This is a genomic window from Streptomyces sp. NPDC002209, from assembly GCF_042890265.1.
Lineage (GTDB): Bacteria > Actinomycetota > Actinomycetes > Streptomycetales > Streptomycetaceae > Streptomyces.
Genome location: NZ_JBIARX010000004.1, coordinates 28,714 through 48,639 on the forward strand (window position 1 = coordinate 28,714; position 19,926 = coordinate 48,639).

The 19,926-nt window shown below is 72.9% G+C and carries 16 protein-coding genes; 7 read left to right on the plus strand and 9 right to left on the minus strand.

Annotated elements, in window-relative coordinates; all coding sequences use genetic code 11:
- Window positions 1-4: 4 nt before the first annotated feature.
- On the minus strand, window positions 5-658 hold the full coding sequence (locus ACFYXK_RS09625) for a CE1759 family FMN reductase (protein WP_389410588.1): 654 nt from the start codon (window positions 656-658) through the stop codon (window positions 5-7).
- Window positions 655-1,755 carry an LLM class flavin-dependent oxidoreductase gene (locus tag ACFYXK_RS09630; protein ID WP_389410589.1) on the minus strand — a complete coding sequence of 367 codons (1,101 nt, stop codon included), beginning with the start codon at window positions 1,753-1,755 and terminating at the stop codon, window positions 655-657. The genes ACFYXK_RS09625 and ACFYXK_RS09630 overlap by 4 nt, the downstream gene beginning before the upstream one ends.
- 309 nt (window positions 1,756-2,064) lie before the next feature.
- On the opposite strand from ACFYXK_RS09630, the gene ACFYXK_RS09635 reads away from it, so the two are divergent.
- Complete coding sequence (locus ACFYXK_RS09635) at window positions 2,065-3,321, plus strand: SLC13 family permease (RefSeq protein ID WP_389410946.1); 1,257 nt, start codon at window positions 2,065-2,067, stop codon at window positions 3,319-3,321.
- A gap of 5 nt (window positions 3,322-3,326) precedes the next feature.
- Window positions 3,327-3,821, plus strand: a complete 495-nt coding sequence (locus ACFYXK_RS09640) for a universal stress protein (protein WP_389410590.1) — start codon at window positions 3,327-3,329, stop codon at window positions 3,819-3,821.
- Between the two features lie 53 nt (window positions 3,822-3,874).
- Here ACFYXK_RS09640 and ACFYXK_RS09645 read toward each other — a convergent pair whose 3' ends face one another.
- The 3 genes from ACFYXK_RS09645 to ACFYXK_RS09655 form a co-directional block, all read right to left on the minus strand.
- Window positions 3,875-4,252 (minus strand): hypothetical protein, encoded by a 378-nt coding sequence (locus ACFYXK_RS09645; protein ID WP_389410591.1) that lies wholly within the window; start codon window positions 4,250-4,252, stop codon window positions 3,875-3,877.
- Between the two features lie 100 nt (window positions 4,253-4,352).
- Window positions 4,353-6,143 (minus strand): methyltransferase, encoded by a 1,791-nt coding sequence (locus tag ACFYXK_RS09650; RefSeq protein WP_389410592.1) that lies wholly within the window; start codon window positions 6,141-6,143, stop codon window positions 4,353-4,355.
- Window positions 6,144-6,267: 124 nt separating this feature from the next.
- Window positions 6,268-7,440: a 4-hydroxybenzoate 3-monooxygenase gene (locus tag ACFYXK_RS09655; RefSeq protein ID WP_389410593.1), complete on the minus strand. Its 1,173-nt coding sequence runs from the start codon at window positions 7,438-7,440 to the stop codon at window positions 6,268-6,270.
- 382 nt (window positions 7,441-7,822) lie between these two features.
- Here ACFYXK_RS09655 and ACFYXK_RS09660 point away from each other — a divergent pair, with 382 nt between their 5' ends.
- From ACFYXK_RS09660 to ACFYXK_RS09670, 3 genes are all read left to right on the plus strand, one after another.
- Window positions 7,823-10,141, plus strand: a complete 2,319-nt coding sequence (locus ACFYXK_RS09660; RefSeq protein WP_389410594.1) for an Rv1355c family protein — start codon at window positions 7,823-7,825, stop codon at window positions 10,139-10,141.
- A 159-nt stretch (window positions 10,142-10,300) separates the two neighbouring features.
- Window positions 10,301-10,888 carry an ankyrin repeat domain-containing protein gene (locus ACFYXK_RS09665; RefSeq protein WP_389410595.1) on the plus strand — a complete coding sequence of 196 codons (588 nt, stop codon included), beginning with the start codon at window positions 10,301-10,303 and terminating at the stop codon, window positions 10,886-10,888.
- Window positions 10,889-10,950: 62 nt separating this feature from the next.
- A complete protein-coding gene (locus ACFYXK_RS09670) occupies window positions 10,951-12,039 on the plus strand; it encodes a hypothetical protein (RefSeq protein WP_389410947.1) in 1,089 nt (362 codons plus the stop codon).
- 156 nt (window positions 12,040-12,195) lie between these two features.
- Here the strand turns inward: ACFYXK_RS09670 and ACFYXK_RS09675 are convergent, their stop codons facing one another.
- The gene (locus ACFYXK_RS09675) at window positions 12,196-14,433 is read right to left on the minus strand and encodes an MMPL family transporter (RefSeq protein ID WP_389410596.1); all 2,238 of its coding nucleotides are present in this window, start codon (window positions 14,431-14,433) and stop codon (window positions 12,196-12,198) included.
- Window positions 14,434-14,702: 269 nt separating this feature from the next.
- Here ACFYXK_RS09675 and ACFYXK_RS09680 point away from each other — a divergent pair, with 269 nt between their 5' ends.
- Together ACFYXK_RS09680 and ACFYXK_RS09685 are read left to right on the plus strand one after the other, a co-directional pair.
- The gene (locus ACFYXK_RS09680; RefSeq protein WP_389410597.1) at window positions 14,703-15,968 is read left to right on the plus strand and encodes a sensor histidine kinase; all 1,266 of its coding nucleotides are present in this window, start codon (window positions 14,703-14,705) and stop codon (window positions 15,966-15,968) included.
- Window positions 15,965-16,630, plus strand: a complete 666-nt coding sequence (locus ACFYXK_RS09685) for a response regulator (protein ID WP_389410598.1) — start codon at window positions 15,965-15,967, stop codon at window positions 16,628-16,630. The genes ACFYXK_RS09680 and ACFYXK_RS09685 overlap by 4 nt, the downstream gene beginning before the upstream one ends.
- Before the next feature lie 61 nt (window positions 16,631-16,691).
- Here the strand turns inward: ACFYXK_RS09685 and ACFYXK_RS09690 are convergent, their stop codons facing one another.
- The 3 genes from ACFYXK_RS09690 to murF form a co-directional block, all read right to left on the minus strand.
- The gene (locus tag ACFYXK_RS09690; protein ID WP_383518497.1) at window positions 16,692-17,045 is read right to left on the minus strand and encodes a VOC family protein; all 354 of its coding nucleotides are present in this window, start codon (window positions 17,043-17,045) and stop codon (window positions 16,692-16,694) included.
- A 73-nt stretch (window positions 17,046-17,118) separates the two neighbouring features.
- Entirely contained in the window at window positions 17,119-18,258 is a 1,140-nt protein-coding gene (locus tag ACFYXK_RS09695) for a PP2C family protein-serine/threonine phosphatase (RefSeq protein ID WP_389410599.1), read from the minus strand.
- Between the two features lie 249 nt (window positions 18,259-18,507).
- On the minus strand, window positions 18,508-19,908 hold the full coding sequence (murF, locus tag ACFYXK_RS09700; RefSeq protein ID WP_389410600.1) for a UDP-N-acetylmuramoyl-tripeptide--D-alanyl-D-alanine ligase: 1,401 nt from the start codon (window positions 19,906-19,908) through the stop codon (window positions 18,508-18,510).
- Window positions 19,909-19,926: the final 18 nt, after the last annotated feature.

The following is a 19,926-nucleotide window of genomic DNA, read 5'->3' on the forward strand; positions in this document are numbered from 1 at the left end:
GAGGCTACTCGGCCCGTAGCGCGGCCAGTCGCTGTTCGAACGGCACCACTTCGAAGCTCTCGGCCGGATGCACCGACGTGATCGCCCCCGTCAGGGAACGGGGTGCGATCGCGGTGGTGGTGTCGACGTCGGGGACGACGTCCCGGGTGGCGGGCGCCATGAAACGTGCCAGCTCGGAGCCCGCACGGGCAATCCGTTGCGCCAGGCCCTCCTCGCCCCAGTCCTGGGAGGCCGCGTACACGGCGGTCGGAAGGACGAGCGCACGCAGGTGGCTGAAGAGCGGGCGCAGGGCGTGTTCGGTGACCAGGGAGTGCCGGGCGGTGCCACCCGTGGCGCCGACGAGCACCGGCTTCCCCGTGAGGGCGTCCTTGTCGATGAGGTCGAAGAACGATTTGAACAGGCCGCTGTACGAGGCCGCGAACACGGGAGTCACGGCGACCAGGCCGTCTGCGAGTGCCACCGCGTCGAGCGCGGCGGCCAGCCGGACGGGCGGGAATCCGGTGACGAAGTGCTGGGCGATCTCCGTCGCCAGGTCCCTCAGTTCGATCACTTCGGGCTCGGCGTCCACGTGGCGCAGCGTCGCGGCTGCGAGCCGGTCGGCGAGCAGCCGTGTCGAGGAGGGCGAGCTCAGTCCTGCCGATACGACGACGAGCTTCATGCCTGCGTCTCCTCCTTCGCGGTCTCCCGGGCGGCCGCGACGCGGGCCGGGTGCGTCGGGGCGTCGGGGACGCCGGCCGGGCGCAGGTTCGCGAACTCCTTGCGCAGCACCGGCACGACTTCCTCGCCGAGCAGGTCGAGCTGTTCCAGGACGGTCTTCAGGGGCAGGCCCGCGTGGTCCATCAGGAACAGCTGGCGCTGGTAGTCGCCGGCGTAGTCCCGGAAGGACAGGGTTCGCTCGATGACCTGCTGCGGCGAGCCGACGGTCAACGGGGTCTGGGAGGTGAACTCCTCCAGGGACGGGCCGTGACCGTACACCGGCGCATTGTCGAAGTACGGACGGAATTCGCGCACCGCGTCCTGCGAGTTCTTGCGCATGAAGACCTGGCCGCCGAGTCCGACGATGGCCTGCTCGGGGGTGCCGTGCCCGTAGTGGGCATAGCGCCGGCGGTACAGGTCGACCATCTGCCGGGTGTGGGACGCCGGCCAGAAGATGTTGTTGTGGAAGAAGCCGTCGCCGTAATACGCAGCCTGCTCGGCGATCTCCGGGGAGCGGATGGAGCCGTGCCATACGAAGGGCGCCACGCCGTCGAGGGGGCGCGGGGTGGAGGTGAAGGACTGCAGCGGCGTGCGGAACTTGCCCTTCCATGTGACGACGTCCTCGTCCCACAGGCGGCGCAGCAACGCGTAGTTCTCGATGGCGAGGTCGATGCCGTCGCGGATGTCCTTGCCGAACCAGGGGTAGACCGGTCCCGTGTTGCCACGGCCCATCATCACGTCGACGCGGCCGTCCGCGACGTGCTGGAGCATCGCGAAGTCCTCGGCGATCTTCACCGGGTCGTTCGTGGTGATCAGCGTCGTGGACGTGGACAGGATCAGGTTCTCGGTGCGCCCGGCGATGTAGCCGAGCATCGTCGTCGGCGAGGAAGGGACGAACGGCGGATTGTGGTGCTCGCCGGTCGCGAAGACGTCGAGGCCGACCTCCTCGGCCTTCTGCGCGATCGCGAGCATCGCCTTGATGCGCTCGTGCTCGCCCGGCGCGCGTCCGGTCGTCGGATCGGCCGTGACGTCGCCGACGGTGAAGATCCCGAACTGCATGGCTCCCCTTCCCAGGATTGTTTACGATTCAACTATACCTGGGAACGGGGAGTGCCCCCGAGGTATTCCCGATCGAGCACGATGGCCCCCGACGGCGGGCTCCCGGCCGGGACGGCATCGGTGTCCTCGACGCCTCCCGCCTGCGGCCGGCGGGCGCGCGGTGGTCGCCGCCCCAGGTCCACGAGGGCCGGCGGCATACCGGTAGTTTCTGTTCCGGTCCCAGGGGCTGCACCGCGTCCGCGCCAGCCGCTGTCGACCCTGGTGCGGCCCTCCGCTGCGCCAGGATTCCACCCCGGAAAGGCCCAGACCCTGAACCCCTCGTTCGCCGAAGCACTCTCCGTCATCCTGCTTCTGGCAGTACTGGCCTGCGCGGTGATCCGGCCGTGGGGCTGGCCGGAGGCGGTCGTGGCCGTCCCCGCCGCCGGGATCGTCATCGCCACCGGCGCGATCTCCCTCGACCATGCGGCGGACGAGGCCGTCCGGCTGGGCCCGGTGATCGGATTTCTCGCGGCCGTCCTGGTCCTGGCCCAGCTGTGCGACGACGAGGGGTTGTTCCATGCCTGCGGTGCCTGGATGGCACGGCAGGCGGCCGGCCGGCCCCGGCGTCTTCTCGGCCTTGTCTTCGTGACGGCCTCGCTGATCACCGCGGTGCTCAGTCTGGACGCCACGGTGGTGCTGCTGACCCCGGTGGTGTTCGCCACCGCCGCCCGGCTGGGCGCCCGCGCGAAGCCGCACGTCTACGCCTGCACCCACCTGTCGAACACCGCCTCGCTGCTGCTGCCGGTCTCCAACCTCACCAACCTGCTGGCCTTCGCCGCCAGCGGCCTGACCTTCACCCGCTTCGCCGCCCTGATGGCGCTGCCCTGGCTGGTCGCGATCGGCGCCGAGTACGTCGTGATCCGCCGCTATTTCGCCACCGACCTGGACGCGGGCGCCGAGGCCCCGCCCACCGAGGAGCCCCGCGAACTGCCCCTGTTCGCCCTCCTCACGGTGGCGGGCACCCTGGCGGGCTTCGTCTTGACCTCGGCGGTCGACATCAACCCGGCCTGGGCCGCGGCCGCCGGCGCCGCCGTCCTGGCCGCCCGCGCCCTGGCCCGGCGCCGCACGACCCCCACGGCGATCGTCCGGGCCGCGGCCCTGCCGTTCTGCGCCTTCGTTCTGGCCCTGGGCATCGTGGTCCGCGCGGTGGTGGACAACGGCCTCGCCGACGCCCTGGGCCACCTCGTTCCCGGAGGCAGCGATCTCCCGGCCCTCCTCGCCATCGCGGCACTGGCGGCCGTACTGGCGAACGTCATCAACAACCTGCCCGCCGTGCTGGTCCTGCTCCCGCTGACCGCCCCCACCGGCCCGGGCGCCGTCCTGGCCGTGCTCCTCGGCGTGAACATCGGCCCGAACCTCACCTACGCCGGTTCCCTGGCCACCCTGCTGTGGCGGCGTATCGTGCACGAACACGACACGGACGTGGAGCTGGGCGAGTTCACACGGCTCGGCCTGCTCGCCGTGCCCGCCGCCCTGCTGCTCTCCGTGGTGGCACTGTGGGTCTCGCTCCAAGCGATCGGAGGCTGAACACCGTGACCGTCATCGTCTGGATCGTGGAGGGCACCTGGCCCGCCGTCGTCGACGCCGCGCGCGCCCATACGTCGGAGGACGCCGACCTGGTACTGCTCCACGTCACCGGCCACGAGGTGTCGGGCGCCGCACACGGCGCCTACGCCGGACTGCTCGGCCGCGCCCGCCCCGACCGCGACCCCGGCACCGCCGTGGAACACCTGGCCGCCGCCTCCGCCGAACGGCTGTTGGCCGACGCTGCCGAGCGACTGGGACGCCCGTGCACCCGGCAAGAACGCTCGGGCCGCATCGAACGGGAAGTCGTCGCCGCCGTCGACGGCGCCGACCTGCTCATCCTCGCCCGCGACGGCGACCGCACCCACCTCGGACCCCGCAGCCTCGGGCCCGCCAGCCGATTCATCGTCGACCACGCCCCCTGCCCCGTCCTGCTGGTCTGGCCCGAGACGGCACCCGGCACGGCCGCCATCCCGCCACCGCCACCCCACCCGACGGCCTAGCCACGGCCTGGCCGTCACCACTCCGGGATCGAGAGACGCGGCCGTCGACCCGGTCAGAAGCCCGAGGCGACCGCCTCCGCGAGGAAGGTCCAGCCGTCGACCTTCACCTCCCGGCGCTCCCCCGGTTCCCATCCGCGGGCCAGCGCCGCATCGAGCAAGAACCGTACCGTGCCCGGTTCGTGGAGGTTCAAGGCGCCGACGCCGACCGCTCCCACCTCCCCCGAGCCCGTGGTGAAACCCGAGACGTAGCGGCCGGGGGCCTCGTCGAAGACGAGGCGCAGCCGGCCGCCGGTGCCCGATGGGTGACAGTTCAGGGTGAGGGTCTTGCGGCAGCCGCCGTTCTCCAGCACGTGGTGACCGTGGCGGACCGTCCACATGTACGTTCGCCCGTCGGCGACCATCCGGCGGGCCTTCTTCGAAGAGCGGGGCATCCGCCCAGCCTACGCAGCGGGCTCAACGGATCCCCACGGGGTTTCCTCCTCGTCCTGGCGCTGGTCCTCGGCGTCGGCGTCGGCGTGACAGCCGCCGGGCTCAGCTCCGTCGGGCGGTGGGGTCCGGGACGGCCGCCCTGCGGGCGTGCAGCACATGCGCGTCCAGGGGCAGCGGGCTGTGGCCGATGAGCTGGAGGCCGGCGTCGGCGAGCAGGCGCGCGTAGTGGTCGGCACTGCGTTCACGGCCTCCGACGTTGCACAGCATGTGCAGGTCCCACGCCGTGGCCAGCGAGGGGGAACCGTCGGCGGGCAGGAGCCGTTCCACGACGAGCAGGTCCGCGTGGGCGGGCATCGCGCGGGCGCAGTGGCGCAGGATCTCCCGGCAGCGGTCGTCGTCCCAGTCGTGCAGGACGCGGGAGAGGACGTACACGTCGCCGCCGTCCGGTACGTCGGCGAAGTCGCCCGCGCGGTAGTCGCAGCGGGCGCCGCAGCCCGCGGCGTCGAGCAGGTGGCGGGCGGATTCGACGGCGTGCGGGCGCTCGAGGAGGACGCCGCGCAGGCGCGGGTGTTCGGTGAGGATGCGGCCGAGGAGCTCCCCGTTCCCGCCGGCGACGTCGACGACGGTCGCGGGAGCGGGCGCCTGGGCCGCGGCGGTGATGACCGGGTGGTCGGGGAGCGGCTCGAACATCCGTGAGCTCGCGGCCATGGACCGGTCGAAGAGGGCGGCGAGTTCGGGGTCGCGGGCGAAGTGGTCGAAGTGGTTCTCGCCGAAGAGGCGGTCGAAGGCCGGCTGCCCGGTCCGCACGGCATGGTCGAGTTCCCCGAAGGAGCGGTAGAACGGGCCGCCGTACATCAGGGCCAGCGGCCGCATCGACCCGGGCGCGTCCGCGCGCAGCAGGGCGCCGAGTTCGGTCAGCCGGAATCCGTCCTGTTCCGGGTCCTGGTCCTGGTCCTGTTCCCGGGCCGGGTCCCGGGTGACGGCGCCGAGCATGGCGAGGTAGCGCAGGAGCGTGGCGAGGCTCCTGGGGTGGGTTCCGGTCATCCGGGCGAGGTCCTCGGTGCGGTGCGCGGCGCGGGTGTCCATGGCGTCGGGCAGGCACAACCGGGCGAAGGCGGCGAGTGCTTGTGTGGTCCAGGCGCCGGTGAGGAGGCGAAGGAGCGTTTCAGCGGGCTGCCCTGCGGTGCGGTGCGGGTCGTGGTGCTCGTCGGAGTGGTCCAGGTGGGCGGCGAGGGCGGCGCGGTGGTCGCCGCGTACGTAGAGCTCCAGCCGCCGGTAGCCGCAGACCGGATCCGCGGGGGTGGTGAAGTACAGGACCGTGCCGTCCTCGTGCGGGTTGTAGCCGCCGCCGTCGGGGCGCGCGCCGTGGCGGACGAGGATCGCGCACAGGCCGCGCAGCGCCAGCGGGTCCGAGTGCTCGATCTCGAAGGCGAGGTGGGCCTCGTGCCGGCGGGTGCGTTCGTAGGCGGCGATCCGCTCCAGGCCGGACTGCGGCGGCACGGTCAGGGCGAACACCTCGACCGCGCGGCGCTCCCCGGCAGTGCCGGGCACCTGCGGGCGCAGGATGCGTACGTCGAGCTCGGCCGGATCGCGCCGGTGGCGCCGGGCGAGGCGTTCCCGTACGACCACGCTGGGGTGGGAGGGAGTGTCCGCGGCCAGCCCGCAGTCGGCGAGTTGGGTCCGCAGGCTGTCCGCGTCCGGCGGGAAGAGCAGCAGCCCCGCGTGGGCGAACCGGCAGTGTCCGGCGAGTGCCCGCAGGTCCGGTCCGCCGAGTCCGGGCAGGAGGAGGGGCAGCAGGGCGGCGCTGTCGTGCTCGCGGACGAACTCGGCTGCCGCGCGCAGGCGGGCCGTGTCGTCCAGAAGCATCGTTTCGTCGGGGAGCGTCGTCGTCATCGTGGGGGTTTCCTCGGGCCGTTGAGGGGCTGGGCAGGGCAGGGCGAAGCAGGGGGGCCGGGTGGGGCGGGGTGGAGGGCGCGGGGCCGGTTCAGCGGTGCGGGGGGGCGGGGTGCAGCAGCCGTCACATGCCGACGTAGTTCTCGGCGAACCACTCCTGGTGGATGCGCGAGGTACGCAGCGAAGCGAGCCGGGAGCGCCGCAGGGCGGCGTGGAAGAACGATCCGGCACCCTGGTTCCCGTCGGGTGCGGTGTGCAGCAGCCGGGTCATCCACCCGGTGAACTCCTGGGCTCGCCAAATGTGCGCCAGGCACTGGTCCGAGTACCCGTCGAGGCCTGCGGTGTCGCCCCGGGTGAGGGCGTCGGTCAGGGCTCCGGCCAGGATCTCGGCCTCCAGGACGGCGAGGTTGGCGCCCTTCGCGGCGGCCGGGGCGAGCAGACTCGCCGCATCGCCCGCCAGGAAGAGCGAGCCGTGGCACAGCGGTTCGATCACGTCGCAGGTCAGGTCGAAGATCCCGCGTTCCAGGAGCGTGCCCCGGTGCAGCGGGCCGTGGTCCGCGGCGCGCATCCGCAGGTCCAGCTCGTCCCAGATCCGCTGCTCGGACCAGGCGTCGGCGGGGATGCCGCGCTGCCACTGGAGGTAGTAGCGGGTGACGTCCGCGGTACGGGCCATGTGGCCGGCGAAGCCTCGGTCGTGGATGGCGTAGCCCACGGCGTCGAGGCTCGGCGGGGCCTCGGCGAGGAGGCCGAGCCAGGTCACACCGTGGTCGTGGTGGTGGCGGCGGACGGCGCCCGGCGGCAAGGAGCGGCGGGCCGCCCCGTGCCGGCCGTCGCAACCGGCGACGTATCGGGCGGTCCACCGGGTGGGACGGCCGTCGGGCTCGCGCGTCGTGACGTACGGGCGGGTGCCGTCGGCGTCGCGCACGGCGAGCGCCTCCGTCTGGAAACGGATGCGTCCGCCGCGGTCGAGGTAGTGCGTCAGGAGGTCCGTGACCAGGTTCTGCTGCGGGTAGACGTGGTGCTGCCCGCTCTGGCCGAGGGCGCCGTAGTCGAGCCGGAACCGGCCGTCTTCGGTGCGGAACTCGCACGTGCCGTGGCGGCGGCCGTGCCGGTGCAGTCCGTCGGCGAGGCCGTGGCGGTCCAGGATCCGCCCCGTGTTGGGGGCGAGGAACCCGGCGCGGGCCCTGGTCTGGACATGGGTGCGGGAGGCGCGTTCGAGGAGGACGCAGTCGATCCCTGCTGCGTGCAGCAGGATTCCGAGAACGAGCCCGGCCGGACCGGCACCGAGGACGATCACGTCGGCTGATTCCCGTAAAGCGCGGGAGTTCTGACTTTCCGTCATAGCGCGTGAAGCATAAGCACGCGAAGATCGATGAACCTACGCAAGCCATCCATAGGCGGTAATAGAGTGACAATCACCCTTGACGTTTCGGGCCCATGACGCCGGGGCCGGGAGCGGTGTCCGCGGCCGGACGGTGGTGCGCGCCAGGCGCGCACGGGCGCTCACACGCCTGGGCGCACACCCCGGTCGCAGGCCTGGCCGGAGCCGACGAAACCGCCGCGGTACGGGACGGCCGGATCGTAGGCTCCGGCTCGTACCCGTACCCGTACCCGCCTGACGGCAGCCGACGGCGGCGCCCGTCGCCCGTGTCCGCACGGGACTTCACGGAAAGTGGCCCATGAGCCTGGAAACACTGATCAGTTCCCGCACCACCGCCACCGCCGGCGAAGGCGCCCCGCTGCGGCCCACGCTGTACTCGCTCGACGACCCCGTGCACCGTACGGCCCTCGGTGCGCTGCTGGAGCGCGGCGAGGTGACCGCCGTCCGGGACGCGCTCGGCGAGCAGGTGGCGGAGTTGCTGACCGCACGCAGGCCGGACTGGTCCCCGGACGCGGACGGGCTCGCCGCCGCCGTGGAGGCGCACCTGGGCGGGCGGCCGGCGAGCGCGTACGGGTCCTGGGCCTGGTATCCGTGGTCGCGGCAACTCGTCCACGTACTGCCCCGGGACGAGTACCGCGAGCTGCGGCAGTCCCGCAACCGGTACAAGATCACGGCAGCGGAGCAGGAGCTCCTGACGGGCCGCACGATCGCCGTGATCGGCCTCTCGGTCGGGGCGGCCAGCGCGGTCACGCTCGCCCAGGAGGGTGTGGGCAGCCGGTTCCGGCTCGCCGACTTCGACCGGTTGTCGCTGTCGAACCTCAACCGCCTGCGGGCCTCGGTGGCCGATGTCGGCCTGCCCAAGGTGGTGATCGCCGCACGCCAGATGTACGAGATCGACCCCCATCTCGACATCGAGGTCTGGCCGCAGGGGCTCACCGAGGAGAACGTCGACGCGTTCCTGACCGGCGGCGGGCGCGCCGATCTCCTGGTGGAGGAGTGCGACGACCTGTACATCAAGGTGTACGCCCGCGAGCGGGCCCGCGCGCACCGCATCCCCGTGCTGATGGAGACCAACGAGCGGGGCATGGTGGACGTCGAGCGGTTCGACCGCGAACCGCACCGCCCGCTGCTGCACGGGCTGCTGAGCGGTGTGACGGCCGCCGAACTCAAGACGCTGTCCACGCGCGAGAAGGTGCCGTACGTCCTGCGGATCCTCGACCAGGAACGGCCGTCGGAGCGGTTCGTACCGTCGCTGGTCGAGATCGGGCAGACCATCTCCTCCTGGCCGCAGCTCGCCTCGGGGGTGGCGCTCGGCGCCGCGCTGGTCACCGACACGGCACGCCGTCTGCTCCTGGGGACCTTCACGGCGTCGGGGCGCTGGTTCGTCGATCCCGGGGAACTGGTCCGCGACGGAACAGAAACGATTCTGCGGTCCGAGGAGCCTCCCCCGGCCGGGGCTGCGCGGGAGGTCGCCGCGCGGGAGGTCACCGCGCCCCTCCGTCTCCCCGAGTCCGGACGTCCGCTGGACGAGGAGGCGGTGCGCCGTCTCGTCTCGTACGGGATACAGGCCCCGTCCGGCGGCAACGTCCAACCGTGGCGGTTCGTTTCGCGGGGACGGGTGCTGGAGTGCCGGATCGCCGGGGACCTGGCGCCGACACTGCTCGACTTCGAGCGGTCGGCCAGTCATCTGGCGATCGGTGCGGCGGTGGAGAACATCGACCTGGCCGCCCGCGCGGCCGGGTGGGCCTGTCGGGCCCGTCTCTTCCCGGATCCGGCCGATCCCGGCCTGGTCTGCGCACTCTCCTTCGACCTCGAAGGGCCGGGCGCGGCGGACGGCCCGCGGGTGCCGCTCGCCGACTGGATCGGGCACCGTACGACCAATCGCGCCCCGGGAGCGGACACCCCGCTCGCGGGTCCGGACGCCGACGCGCTGACGCGGTGCGCGCAGGAGAGCGGAGCACTGCTCGACCTGGTCACCGAACGGGACGGGCTGGAAGACGCCGGCCGCATCCTGGGCGCCGGTGACCGGCTGCGCATCATGTCGCCGGCGCTGCACCGCGACATGATGGCCGAGATGCGCTGGGACGACGAGGAGGTCCGGCGCACCCGGGACGGCATCGACGTCGCGACGCTCCAGCTCGACCGGACGGACCTGGCCGGCATCTCCATCGCCCGGCACTGGCCGAACCTCGCCTTCATCCGGCGGATCGGCGGCGGTGCCTCGTTCGAGGAGGGCGCCCGCAAACTCGTCGCCGCGTCCTCGGCGATCGGCGTCCTGAGCATTCCCGGCACGACGCCCGACGCCTACGCGCGCGGGGGCCGGGCGCTCCAGCGGCTGTGGCTGACCGCCACCTCCCGCGGCCTGGCGGTGCAGCCGCTCACCGCGCTGCTCTACCTCCTCGCGCGCGTCGAACGGGGCGGTGGAGCCGGGCTCGACACCGAAGAGATCGCGACGCTGCGGGCCCTGCGCACCAGGCTGGCCGAGATCCTGCCGCACCGCCCCGACAACGCCGAGCTGATACTGGTCCGGCTGTCGTACGCCCCACCGCCCGCGGTCCGCTCGCTCCGCCGCGACGTCGGCTCGTGCCTGCGCTTCGCGGGGCCGGAGGGCGCCTGACGGTACCGGTCGCGGATGAGCGGACAGCGGTCCGTTGCGCATCAGCCGATCGGATGACGAGCGCGAGCCGGTCCGGGGGCGGGACGCTCCGGAACACGGGGAGAGGATCGGGGTCAGGACAGGTGGCCGCGGGGCCGTGGAGCGGATGAGGGGTACGGGATGTACGACATCGATCGCCGGTTGCTGGACGCCGCGCGGGCCGGGGACGCCGTTGCCGTACGGGCGGCGGTCGAAGGGGGCGCGAACGTCGAGGTGCGCGACGAGGAGCTGCGCACGCCGCTGCTCCTCGCCTCCCTCGGGAACCATGTGGAGGTGGCCCGGGTGCTCGTGGCGGCAGGCGCAGACGTCGACGCCCAGGATGCCCGCCAGGACAGCGCCTGGCTGGTCACCGGGGTGACGGGCAGCGTGCCGATGCTGCGCGTGCTGCTCCCGGCCGATCCGGACCTGCGGCGCACCAACCGGTTCGGCGGCGTGTCGCACATCCCGGCGAGCGAGCGCGGGCACGTCGCGTACGTACGGGAGGTGCTGGCGGTCACGGACATCGAGGTCGATCACGTCAACCGGCTCGGCTGGACCGCCCTGCTGGAGGCCGTGATCCTCGGCGACGGGGGTCCGGCCCACCAGGAGATCGTACGGCTGCTCCTCGCCGCCGGGGCGGACCGGGAACTGGCGGACGGCGACGGGGTGACGGCGCTCGCGCACGCGGAGCGGCGCGGGTACGCCGAGATCGCGGAGTTGCTGCGGTGAGCGCGCCCCGCGTACACCGGGCCGCAGGGCATCGGCTGGCGCTGGTCCTGGCCGGGGTTGCCGTGCTCGCCGGGTGCGCGGCGGGCCTTGGCGGTGGCGTTGGCGGTGGAGGTCGTACGAGCGGCCCGGAGGGGGCCGGGGCAGCGGCGGCACCACGGGTCGACGCATCGGCAGCCGACGCGGCCGTGCCCACGGCGCACGGCACGCTCCTGGTCACCGACTTCGGCGGTTCGACGGTGACCTTCGTGGATCCTGCGCGCGGCCCGGTCGGCTCGGTGGAGGTGGGAACCGCCCCGTACGGGCTGGCACTCGGCGCGGACGGGCGGGCCTGGGTCGCGACGGCGCAGGGGGTCGCGGTGGTGGACACGGCCACCCGCACCGGCCTGGGCCGCATCCCGTACCGCACCCGCAGCGGGCCCGTGACCACCGGCGAGTACCGGGGCGGCGGGATGGGCATCGCGCTCGCGCCCGACGGGCGGCGACTGTACGTGGGGGTCAACGTGCCCGGCGGCCCGGGGGTTCTCGAGGTCATCGACACGGCTGCCCGTACGGTGACCGCCACCGTGCCCGTCGGCCGCCGCCCCTTCGACGTGGACGTCGCGGCGGACGGCAGCGAGGTGTACGCGACCGGGCACGACTCCTACGACGTGACGGCCGTGCGCGCCGACACCCTCGCGGCGCGGCGGCTGGTGGTCGCCCCGTACGGGGAACGGGGCCTCGGCTCCTGGCTGAAACCGCACTACGCGGTGGTGCGGCCCTCCGACGGGCGGCTGTTGCTGCCGTTCGAGGGCGAGAGGCTGGCGGTGCTGGACCACGGTACGGGCCGGGTCTCCGTCGAGCCGATGACCGCGGACATCCACCAGCACGGGGCCGCCCTCGCCCCCGACGGCACGCTGCTCGTGGTCGGCGCGGCGGAGGGCGAGGGGGCGGCCTCGCTGACGGTCCGGTCCCCCGACGGGACGGAGCGCACGGTCCCGCTGACCGGGCCGCACGAGAACGTCGCGGTCACCGCGGACGGCCGCACCGCATACGTCACGGGTGGCTTCACCCGGGACGGCTACTGGAACGGGATCACCGTCGTGGACCTGCCGAGCGGTACGACGCGCCGACTCGCGGCGGGCGAACGGCCCCTGGGGATCGTGGTGCTGTAGGCCACCGCCCCGCACGGTGACGTGCCGAGCGTGCAGGGGCCTTCGTGCGGCGGGAAAGGTGACGGGTTCCCGGCGGCACCGGTCCTGCCCGCGCCGGCGCGCGGAAGGGCCGTACGGTCCTCCGCGCGCCGGCGGGTTCGTGCGTCCGGCGCCCGATCAGCCCACCGGTACGGCCCGCTCCTCGTCCTCGGCGCGCCCGTCGTGCCCGTCGTGCCGGTTCTCGCCGCTGTGGACGGCGGTGCGGTCCGTGCGCCGCGGCCGGACCGGCCACCACATCGACCGGCCCAGCAGCGCGGCCAGCGCCGGAACCAGCACGATGGACAGGACGAACGCGGACAGCATGATCCCGAGCGCCGTCGCGCATCCGATCTCCTGCGTGCCCGGGTTCGGGTTGACGGCCAGGCTCCCGAACGAGGCGGCCAGGACCAGGCCCGCCGTTGCGATGGCCGGAGCGGTGTGCCGTACCGCCCGGGCCACCGCCGCCCGGGCCGGACCGGGCTTCTCCATCTCCTCCCGTATCCGGTCGCCGATCAGGATGTTGTAGTCGGTGCCCAGCGCGACCACGAACAGGAACAGCACCAGCGGCAGCATGAAGTTGACCCCCGGCCGGTCCAGCAGGTTCTGGGAGAGCAGTGCCGAGGCGCCGAGCGTCGCCGCGAAGCCCAGGCCGACGGAGATCATCAGGACGAGCGGTGCGAGCAGGCTGCGCAGGAGCAGGACCAGGATCAGCGAGATCAGGCCCGCGGCCACCGGGAAGACCACCTTCAGGTCGCCGGAGACGGCGGACGAGATGTCGGCGAAGAGCGCGGCCGTGCCGCCCACGTGCGCCTCGGTGCCGTCGGGCCGGTGCCCGGCCACCGCGTCCCGGACCGGTCCGGACACCAGGTCACGGGCCTGCTGTCCCTGCGGATCGGCGGTCAGGAACAGGTCGATCCGCGCCGCCCTGCCGTCCTCGCTGGGTACGGCCGGGGCGACCTGGCCGACGCCTTCGACCGCTGCGAGGGCCTTGGACAGTCCGCCCAGCGCGGCGGCGTCGAGGCTGCCGCCGTCGGAGGCGGTGACGAACACGGTGGTCGGGTCCGACACCCCGGCGGGCAGGGCGCGCGAGATCTCGGCCGCCGTGCGGGCCGCCGCCGTACCGGTGTCGCCCGCGCCACCCGGCCCGTAGTCCGTCCGCATCCCGGTCAGACCCGCCGCCAGCGCGCCGAGCAGCGCCAGCGAGGCGAGCACCATCGTCACCGGACGCTTCGCCACCCGCCGGCCCGTACGCCCGGCCATGCCCTCGGGCCCCTCGCGGCGCAGGCCGCGCGAGGGCCAGAACATCTTCCGCCCGGTGACGGCCAGCAGCGCCGGCATCAGGGTGAGGCTGCCCAGCAGCATCACCAGTACGGACACGGCGATCGCCGGGCCGAGCACCCGGAACTGGCCGAAGGACGCGACCCCGAGGGTGGAGAACGCGGCGACGATCGTCAGCGCCGCGGAGGTGACCGCCGTACCCACCCGGCCGGCGACCTCGGCCGCCGCGGTACGACCGGTCTGCTCGGGCCGGCTGCGCAGCTGCTCACGGAACCGGAACAGCAGGAAGAGGAAGTAGTCGATGCCGATCCCGATGAGCACCACGCCGATCAACTGCGGTGTGGAGGCATCGAGTCGGACTCCGGTGAGCAGCGAGGCGCCGACCACCACGCCCGAGGCCGCGCCGCCGATGACCGACACCACGAGCAGCGGGAGCAGTGCCGCCAGGACGCTTCGGAACACCAGGACGTGCAGCAGCACGATCACCGCGAGCATGGCGATCCCGACGACCGTCGACCGGGTCTTCTCGGCATCGGCGGTGTCCACGCTGTTCGCGAGCCCGGCCGTGAACCCGGTCCGCATTCCCGCCTCGTTGAACTCGGCCCGGGCTTGGTCGCGGAAGGCCCGGTAGAGGTCCTGCATCCCGGGGTCCAGGGGATTGCCGGTCAGTTCGACCGACAGCAGCCGGAAGCTCCGGTCGGGCGCCGTCATCGCCGGGCTGACCCGGGGGACCTGCGAGTGGTCCTTCGTGAAGGGCGGCGTTTCCTTCGTCTTCGGCATCGCCACCTCGCGCCGGGCGAGCTTCGCTGCCTCGGCGTCGATCAGCAGCTCGTCGGAAGCGGACAGCTTCGCCCCGTCCGCCCGGGCGACCAGCATGGTGAGCGGATTGGCGTCGGGCTCGACCCCGAAGTGTTCCTCGGCGACCTTCAGGGCTGCAGCCGAATCGTAGGTGGCGGGCAGGAACTCGCCCGTACTGGGCTGTGTGACGCGGAAGACGAACGCCTGGCCGAGGATGGTCGTGGCGATGCCCAGCACCGCCCAGAGGGCGATGACCTTCCAGGGACTTCGGGTGGCGAAGCCGGTCAGGGCGCGGATCACAGGGTCCTCCGTAGCTCGATCGACCGGGGGTTCCCGGACGTTGTCCAGCTCATCAGCGGTCGCGCTGCGAAACGTCGTTGCCGGGGAGGAACCCGCGCCCGGGACCGGGGTCCGGCGTACTCGCCGGACTAGGACCGGAGTCCTGGTCCGGCCTCCCCCTCAGGGTCGGGAGCCCGCCGTACAGCCGCTGCGAGAATGATGTTCCGTACGCGCATTGCGGTGCCCCGGTAGGTGTCCGGCGGGCCGCTGACGGAGGGGGACCGGCGGGCATGCCGATACGCAGCGGGAGCCGGACCGGCGGGGACGATCCGGTCGTGGGCGGTGTCGGGGAGGGCGTTTCCGGCGAGGGCGTTTCCGGCGAGGGCAGGGCGAAGGCGCGCCGGCCGGTCTTCGACTGGACCCGCAATGACGCGCTGGTGGCCATCGGGGCGGCGGTGAACGACCTGATCGGCTACTCGCTCGGCGCGGCGGACGACGGCCGGCCCGTCACCGTGCCGGCTCTCGTTCTCGTGGTCCTGGCCGCGCCCTGCCTGTTGGCCCGCCGGGCGAGGCCCGTGACCGTGCTCGGCGCCGTCCTCGTCCTCGGCGTGGCGCTGAACCTGACCACGCCGCAGGGCCCGCACTTCTCCGCCGCCTACATGGTCGCGCTGTACACCGTGACCCGCCTGCGCGGCCCGGCGGTCACGGCGGCGGCCGCCGTCGCGACCGTGCCGCTCACGATGATCAGCGGGGGCCACGGGGACTCGTCCGTCCTGCCGGGCCTGCTCGGCAACACGGTCGCCGTGGTGCTCGTCGTCGGCACCGGACTGGTGGTGCGGCGCTGGCAGCAGGAGGCCGAGGCCAAGCGCATCCTGCTGGCCGACCGGGCGGTGGCCGAGGAACGCCGCCGGATCGCACGCGAGTTGCACGACATCGTCGCGCACCACATCACCACCATGCAGCTGATGGCCGGCGGCGCCCGGGCCAACCTGGCGCACGACCCGGGTGCGGCCCGCGAGGCGCTGGTCACCCTGGAGGACTCCGGGCGGATGGCGCTGCGGGAGATGCGGCAACTCCTCGACGTCCTGCGGGCCGGGGAGGAACCGGAGCAGGTCCCGCCGGCGCCGCAGCCCGGCACCGCAGACCTCGGCCGGATCATCACCGAGTCCCGGCTGGCCGGCACGCCCACCGAGTTCACCGTACGGGGCACGGTCCGCCCGCTGCCGCCGACCGTCGGCCTGACGGTGTTCCGGATCGTCCAGGAGGCCCTGACCAACGCCCGCAAGCACGCGGTCGGCGCGCGGGCCCGCGTACGGCTGACGTACGGTCCGGACGGCGTCGAGGTGGAGGTACGGGACGACGGCGAGGGCGCCGCCAGGCCGGGGGCTTCGCGGCCGGGCTCCGGCAGCGGGTACGGTCTGATCGGAATGCGGGAACGCGTCGCGCTGCAAGGCGGCACCCTGGAGGCCGGCTCGTGCGACGGCGGCGGGTTCAGGGTGGCGGCCAGGCTCCCGGCGGGCGACCCGGGGGGACGGGGAGAGGACCGACGCGGATGATCCGTGTGCTCATAGCCGACGACCAGCCGCTGGTACGGAGGGGCTTGGCCCTGATCCTGGCGCCCGACCCGGCGTTCGAGGTGGTGGGCGAGGCCGAGGACGGCGCCCGGGCCGTCGCCCTGTCCCACGAGCTGCGGCCCGACGTGGTCGTCATGGACATCCGGATGCCGGTCCTCGACGGCGTCCAGGCCACCGAGCAGCTGGCCCGGACACTACCGGAATCCCGCGTTCTGGCCCTCAGTACCTTCGACATGGACGAGTACGTGGTCGCCGCCCTGCGCGCCGGCGCGTACGGCTTCCTCCCCAAGGACATCTCCCCGGAGGAGCTCATCGCCGCGGTGCACACCGTGCACGCCGGTGAGGCCGCCGTCGCGCCCCGACTGCTCACCAGGCTGATCTCGACCTACGTCCGGGCCTCCGCCCGGCCGCGCCCGGCGGCGACGGCTCCGGCCGGTCTCACACCGCGCGAGCTGGAGATCTGGCTTCTGCTGGCGACGGGGTTCGACAACGCGGAGATCGCCGGCGACCTGGACATCAGCGTCTCCACGGTCAAGAACCACATCACCGGCATCTTCACCAAACTGGGCGTCCGCGACCGTGCCCAGGCAGTCATCGCGGCGTACGAATCGGGCCTGGTGGCGGCGGGTCACGCCAGCGGCTGACCGACCGCGCCCGGAGTCGTACAGCACGGCGACGCTCCCGTCACCCGGGCCGCCGTCGTCCTCAGGCGGGCTGCCACAGCTCGATCCGGTTGCCTTCGGGATCGGTGACCCAGCCGAATCGACCGACGCCCTCCATGTCCTGCGTCTCTTCGGCCACGTCCGCCCCCTTGGCACGCAATTGCGCGAGCATCGCGTCCAGGTCGCGGACCCGGAAGTTGAGCATCGTCCGCTGGGCGGGGGACCCGAAGTAGTCGGTCCCGGACTCGAACGTCGCGAACACGGTCGGCCCGGCTCCCTGACGCCACAGGCCGTTCTCATCGGCGTCCAGGCCCAGGCAGTCGCGGTACCACGCGCTCAGGGCCGCCGGGTCGGCCGCCCGCATGAAGTACCCGCCGATGCCAAGCACACGTTCCATGCCGCCATCCTGCCAGCACGGCGACCGGCCGGGCGGGCACCACACCCTTGCCGCTCCTCTCCCCCGGTCTCCGTCACTCCCCCGTCTCCATGGCGTCCCTGAGTTCGCCGGGACTCCTTGCCTCGGGGTCGCCCAGGCGTACGGCGAGGGCGGCGATGTCGTCGTCGAGCCGTCCCCTGCTGTAGCGCAGGAGGTCGCGGTGGAGAGCCGTCAGCAGTTCGCGGGGCGGTGTCGGGGGCTGTCCACTCATCCAAGCTGCGAGCGGGAAGAACTCGCCGTTGCGGGCGCGGGCTTCGGCGATCCCGTCGGTATAGAGGAGCAGCAGGTCACCAGGGGCGAAGTCGAACGTGTCGACGCTGTAGTGGTCGCCGATCAGTTCCGCGAGGCTGAGCAGCGGCGAGGGGGTGGCGGGCTCGAGGAAACGGAGATTCCTGCGGTTCAGGAGCAGTGGCGGGGGATGTCCGCAGTTGAGGATCTTGATACGTCTGCCCTCGTGGGGGATCTCGGCGAGGAGGGCGGTGGCGAAGCGTTCCATCGGCCCGTCGGGGGGAAACGCGGCGTTGTAGCGGGTGCTGCTGGCGTCCATCCTGCGCGCAACGTTGACCATGTCGGTCTCGCCGTAGGCCGCCTCCCGGAAGGCGTTGACGATCGCCGCGGCCGCTCCCACCGCCGGCAGGCCCTTGCCCCGCACGTCACCGATGAGCAGCCTGATCCCGTACGGCGTGTCGACCACCTCGTAGAAATCCCCGCCGATGCTGGCCTCCGCCGCGGCCGCGAGGTACAGCGACTCGATCTCGACGTTCCCGATCCGGCGTGGCATCGGGCTCAGCACCACCTGTTGCGCCGCGTCGGCGACGAGCCGTACCTGGAGGAGGGTGCGCTCCCGCTGGAGGCGGAGGTGGCTGCCGTACGCGGCGGCCACGGTGACCGCGATGATCCCCGCGGCCGTCCACCACGTTCCCAGATCGGGGAAGACGAAGCCGAGGCCGATCATCAGACAGAGGCAGACCGTCCCGAGGAGGACGGTGGGGAGGACCGGCCACATGGCAGCGGCCAGGGCCGGCGCCGCGGGCAGAAGGCGGCTGAAGGCCATCTCCGGCGGAGTGGCGTAGGCCAGGCTGGCGATCACGACGGTCAGAATGACCGGGGACAGCCGCACAAGCCTCCCCCGGCCGTAGCGCCGAGGCAGCCGCGGCCGTCCAGACTCGATCACACTTCACATGATATGTGCGCAATCAGGGCGCAGCGCTCCGGCGAGCGGGGTCGGCCGCCCGCCCTTCCCGTTCCACGGGCGATGAGCCGCCCGTGGTCCGCGCCCCTCAAACCCCGCGGTCACTGATCGACCTTTGCCTGCACGCGACACACCCGCCCGCCGGCCTGCCGACTCGGGAGGTCGACCCGAGGGCAAGGTAAATCGAACATATGTCGCAATAAGAATGTACGCCCACCGCCTGACCGCCGTCTAGCGGTGGTCCGCCGTGGTGTCGGGCTGGGCCAGGCAGACCGCCGTGTGCTCCAGCCCGACGCTGTGGGAGCCCTTCACCAGGAGGATGTCCCCCGGCTCGATCAGGTTCCGGGCCAGGGTCAGGGCGTGCTCCCTGTCGCGGGCGCTGACCACCTGCAGGCGCGGGTCGTCCTCCCGTGCGGCCTCGGCCATCGCCTGCGCGTCGGCTCCGCCGACCGCGATGAGCACGTTCACGCCGGAGGCGGCGACGAGGCGGCCGACCTGCCGGTGTCCTTCGCCGCCGGCGTCTCCGAGCTCCTTCATCTCGCCCAGGACCGCGACGGTCCGCCGTCCGTCGGCCATGGCCTCGAGTGCCGCCAGCGCCGCCTTCATCGAATCGGGGTTCGCATTGAACGCGTCGTTGACGACCCGCACCCCGTCGGGCCGGTCGGTGACCTCCATGCGGCCGGATGCCACCAGGACCGCGCGGGACAGCGCGTCCGCGGTCTTCTCCACGTCGGCGCCCAGCCCGATCGCGACGGCGGCCGCGGCCAGCGCGTTGGAGACGTGGTGCACGCCGTGCAGGGACAGTTCGACGCGCGCGTCGCTGCCGACGGCGACGAGGGTGAACGAGGCCCGGCCGGACGCGTCGAGCGTGACGTCCACCGCCCGTACGTGGGCGTTCCTGTCGGTGCCGAAGGTCAACACCTGGGCGCGGGTCCGCTGCGCCATGGCAGCCACCAGCGGATCGTCGGCGTTGAGGACGGCCAGCCCCTTGGCGGGGAGGGCCTCGACGAGCTCGCCCTTGGCCCGGGCGATCTGCTCACGTCCGCCGAACTCGCCGACGTGCGCGGTTCCCACGTTGAGGACCAGGCCGACCGTGGGTGGGGCGATGCGCGTCAGGTGGGAGATGTGGCCGATGCCGCGAGCGCCCATCTCCAGCACGATGTACCGCACGTCCCGGTCCACGTGGGTCACGACCAGCGGCATGCCGATCTCCCCGTTGAACGACTTCACCGTCGCGATCGTCGGCCCGAGCCCGGGGAGCACCTGTGCGATGAGATCCTTCGTACCGGTCTTGCCCGCCGAGCCGGTCAGCCCGATCACCATCGCCTGCGGCACCTCGGCCAGCAGCCTGCGGGCGAGCGCGGCGAGCGCGTCCAGTACGTCGTCGACGACCACGGCGGGAACGCCGACGGGCCGGCCGGCCAGGACCGCCACCGCCCCGGCCTTCACGGCGTCCGCCGCGAAGGCGTGCCCGTCGGCATGCTCACCGGCCAGCGCGGCGAACAGACCACCGCGCTCGACCGCGCGCGAGTCGACGGCCGCAGGTGCGGTCACCAGCGCGGACGGGTCCGGCACGTCGCACAGACGGCCGCCGACGGCGGCCGCGACGGCTTCCAGCGAAAGGGGGATCACGGCGTACTCCGCATCGGC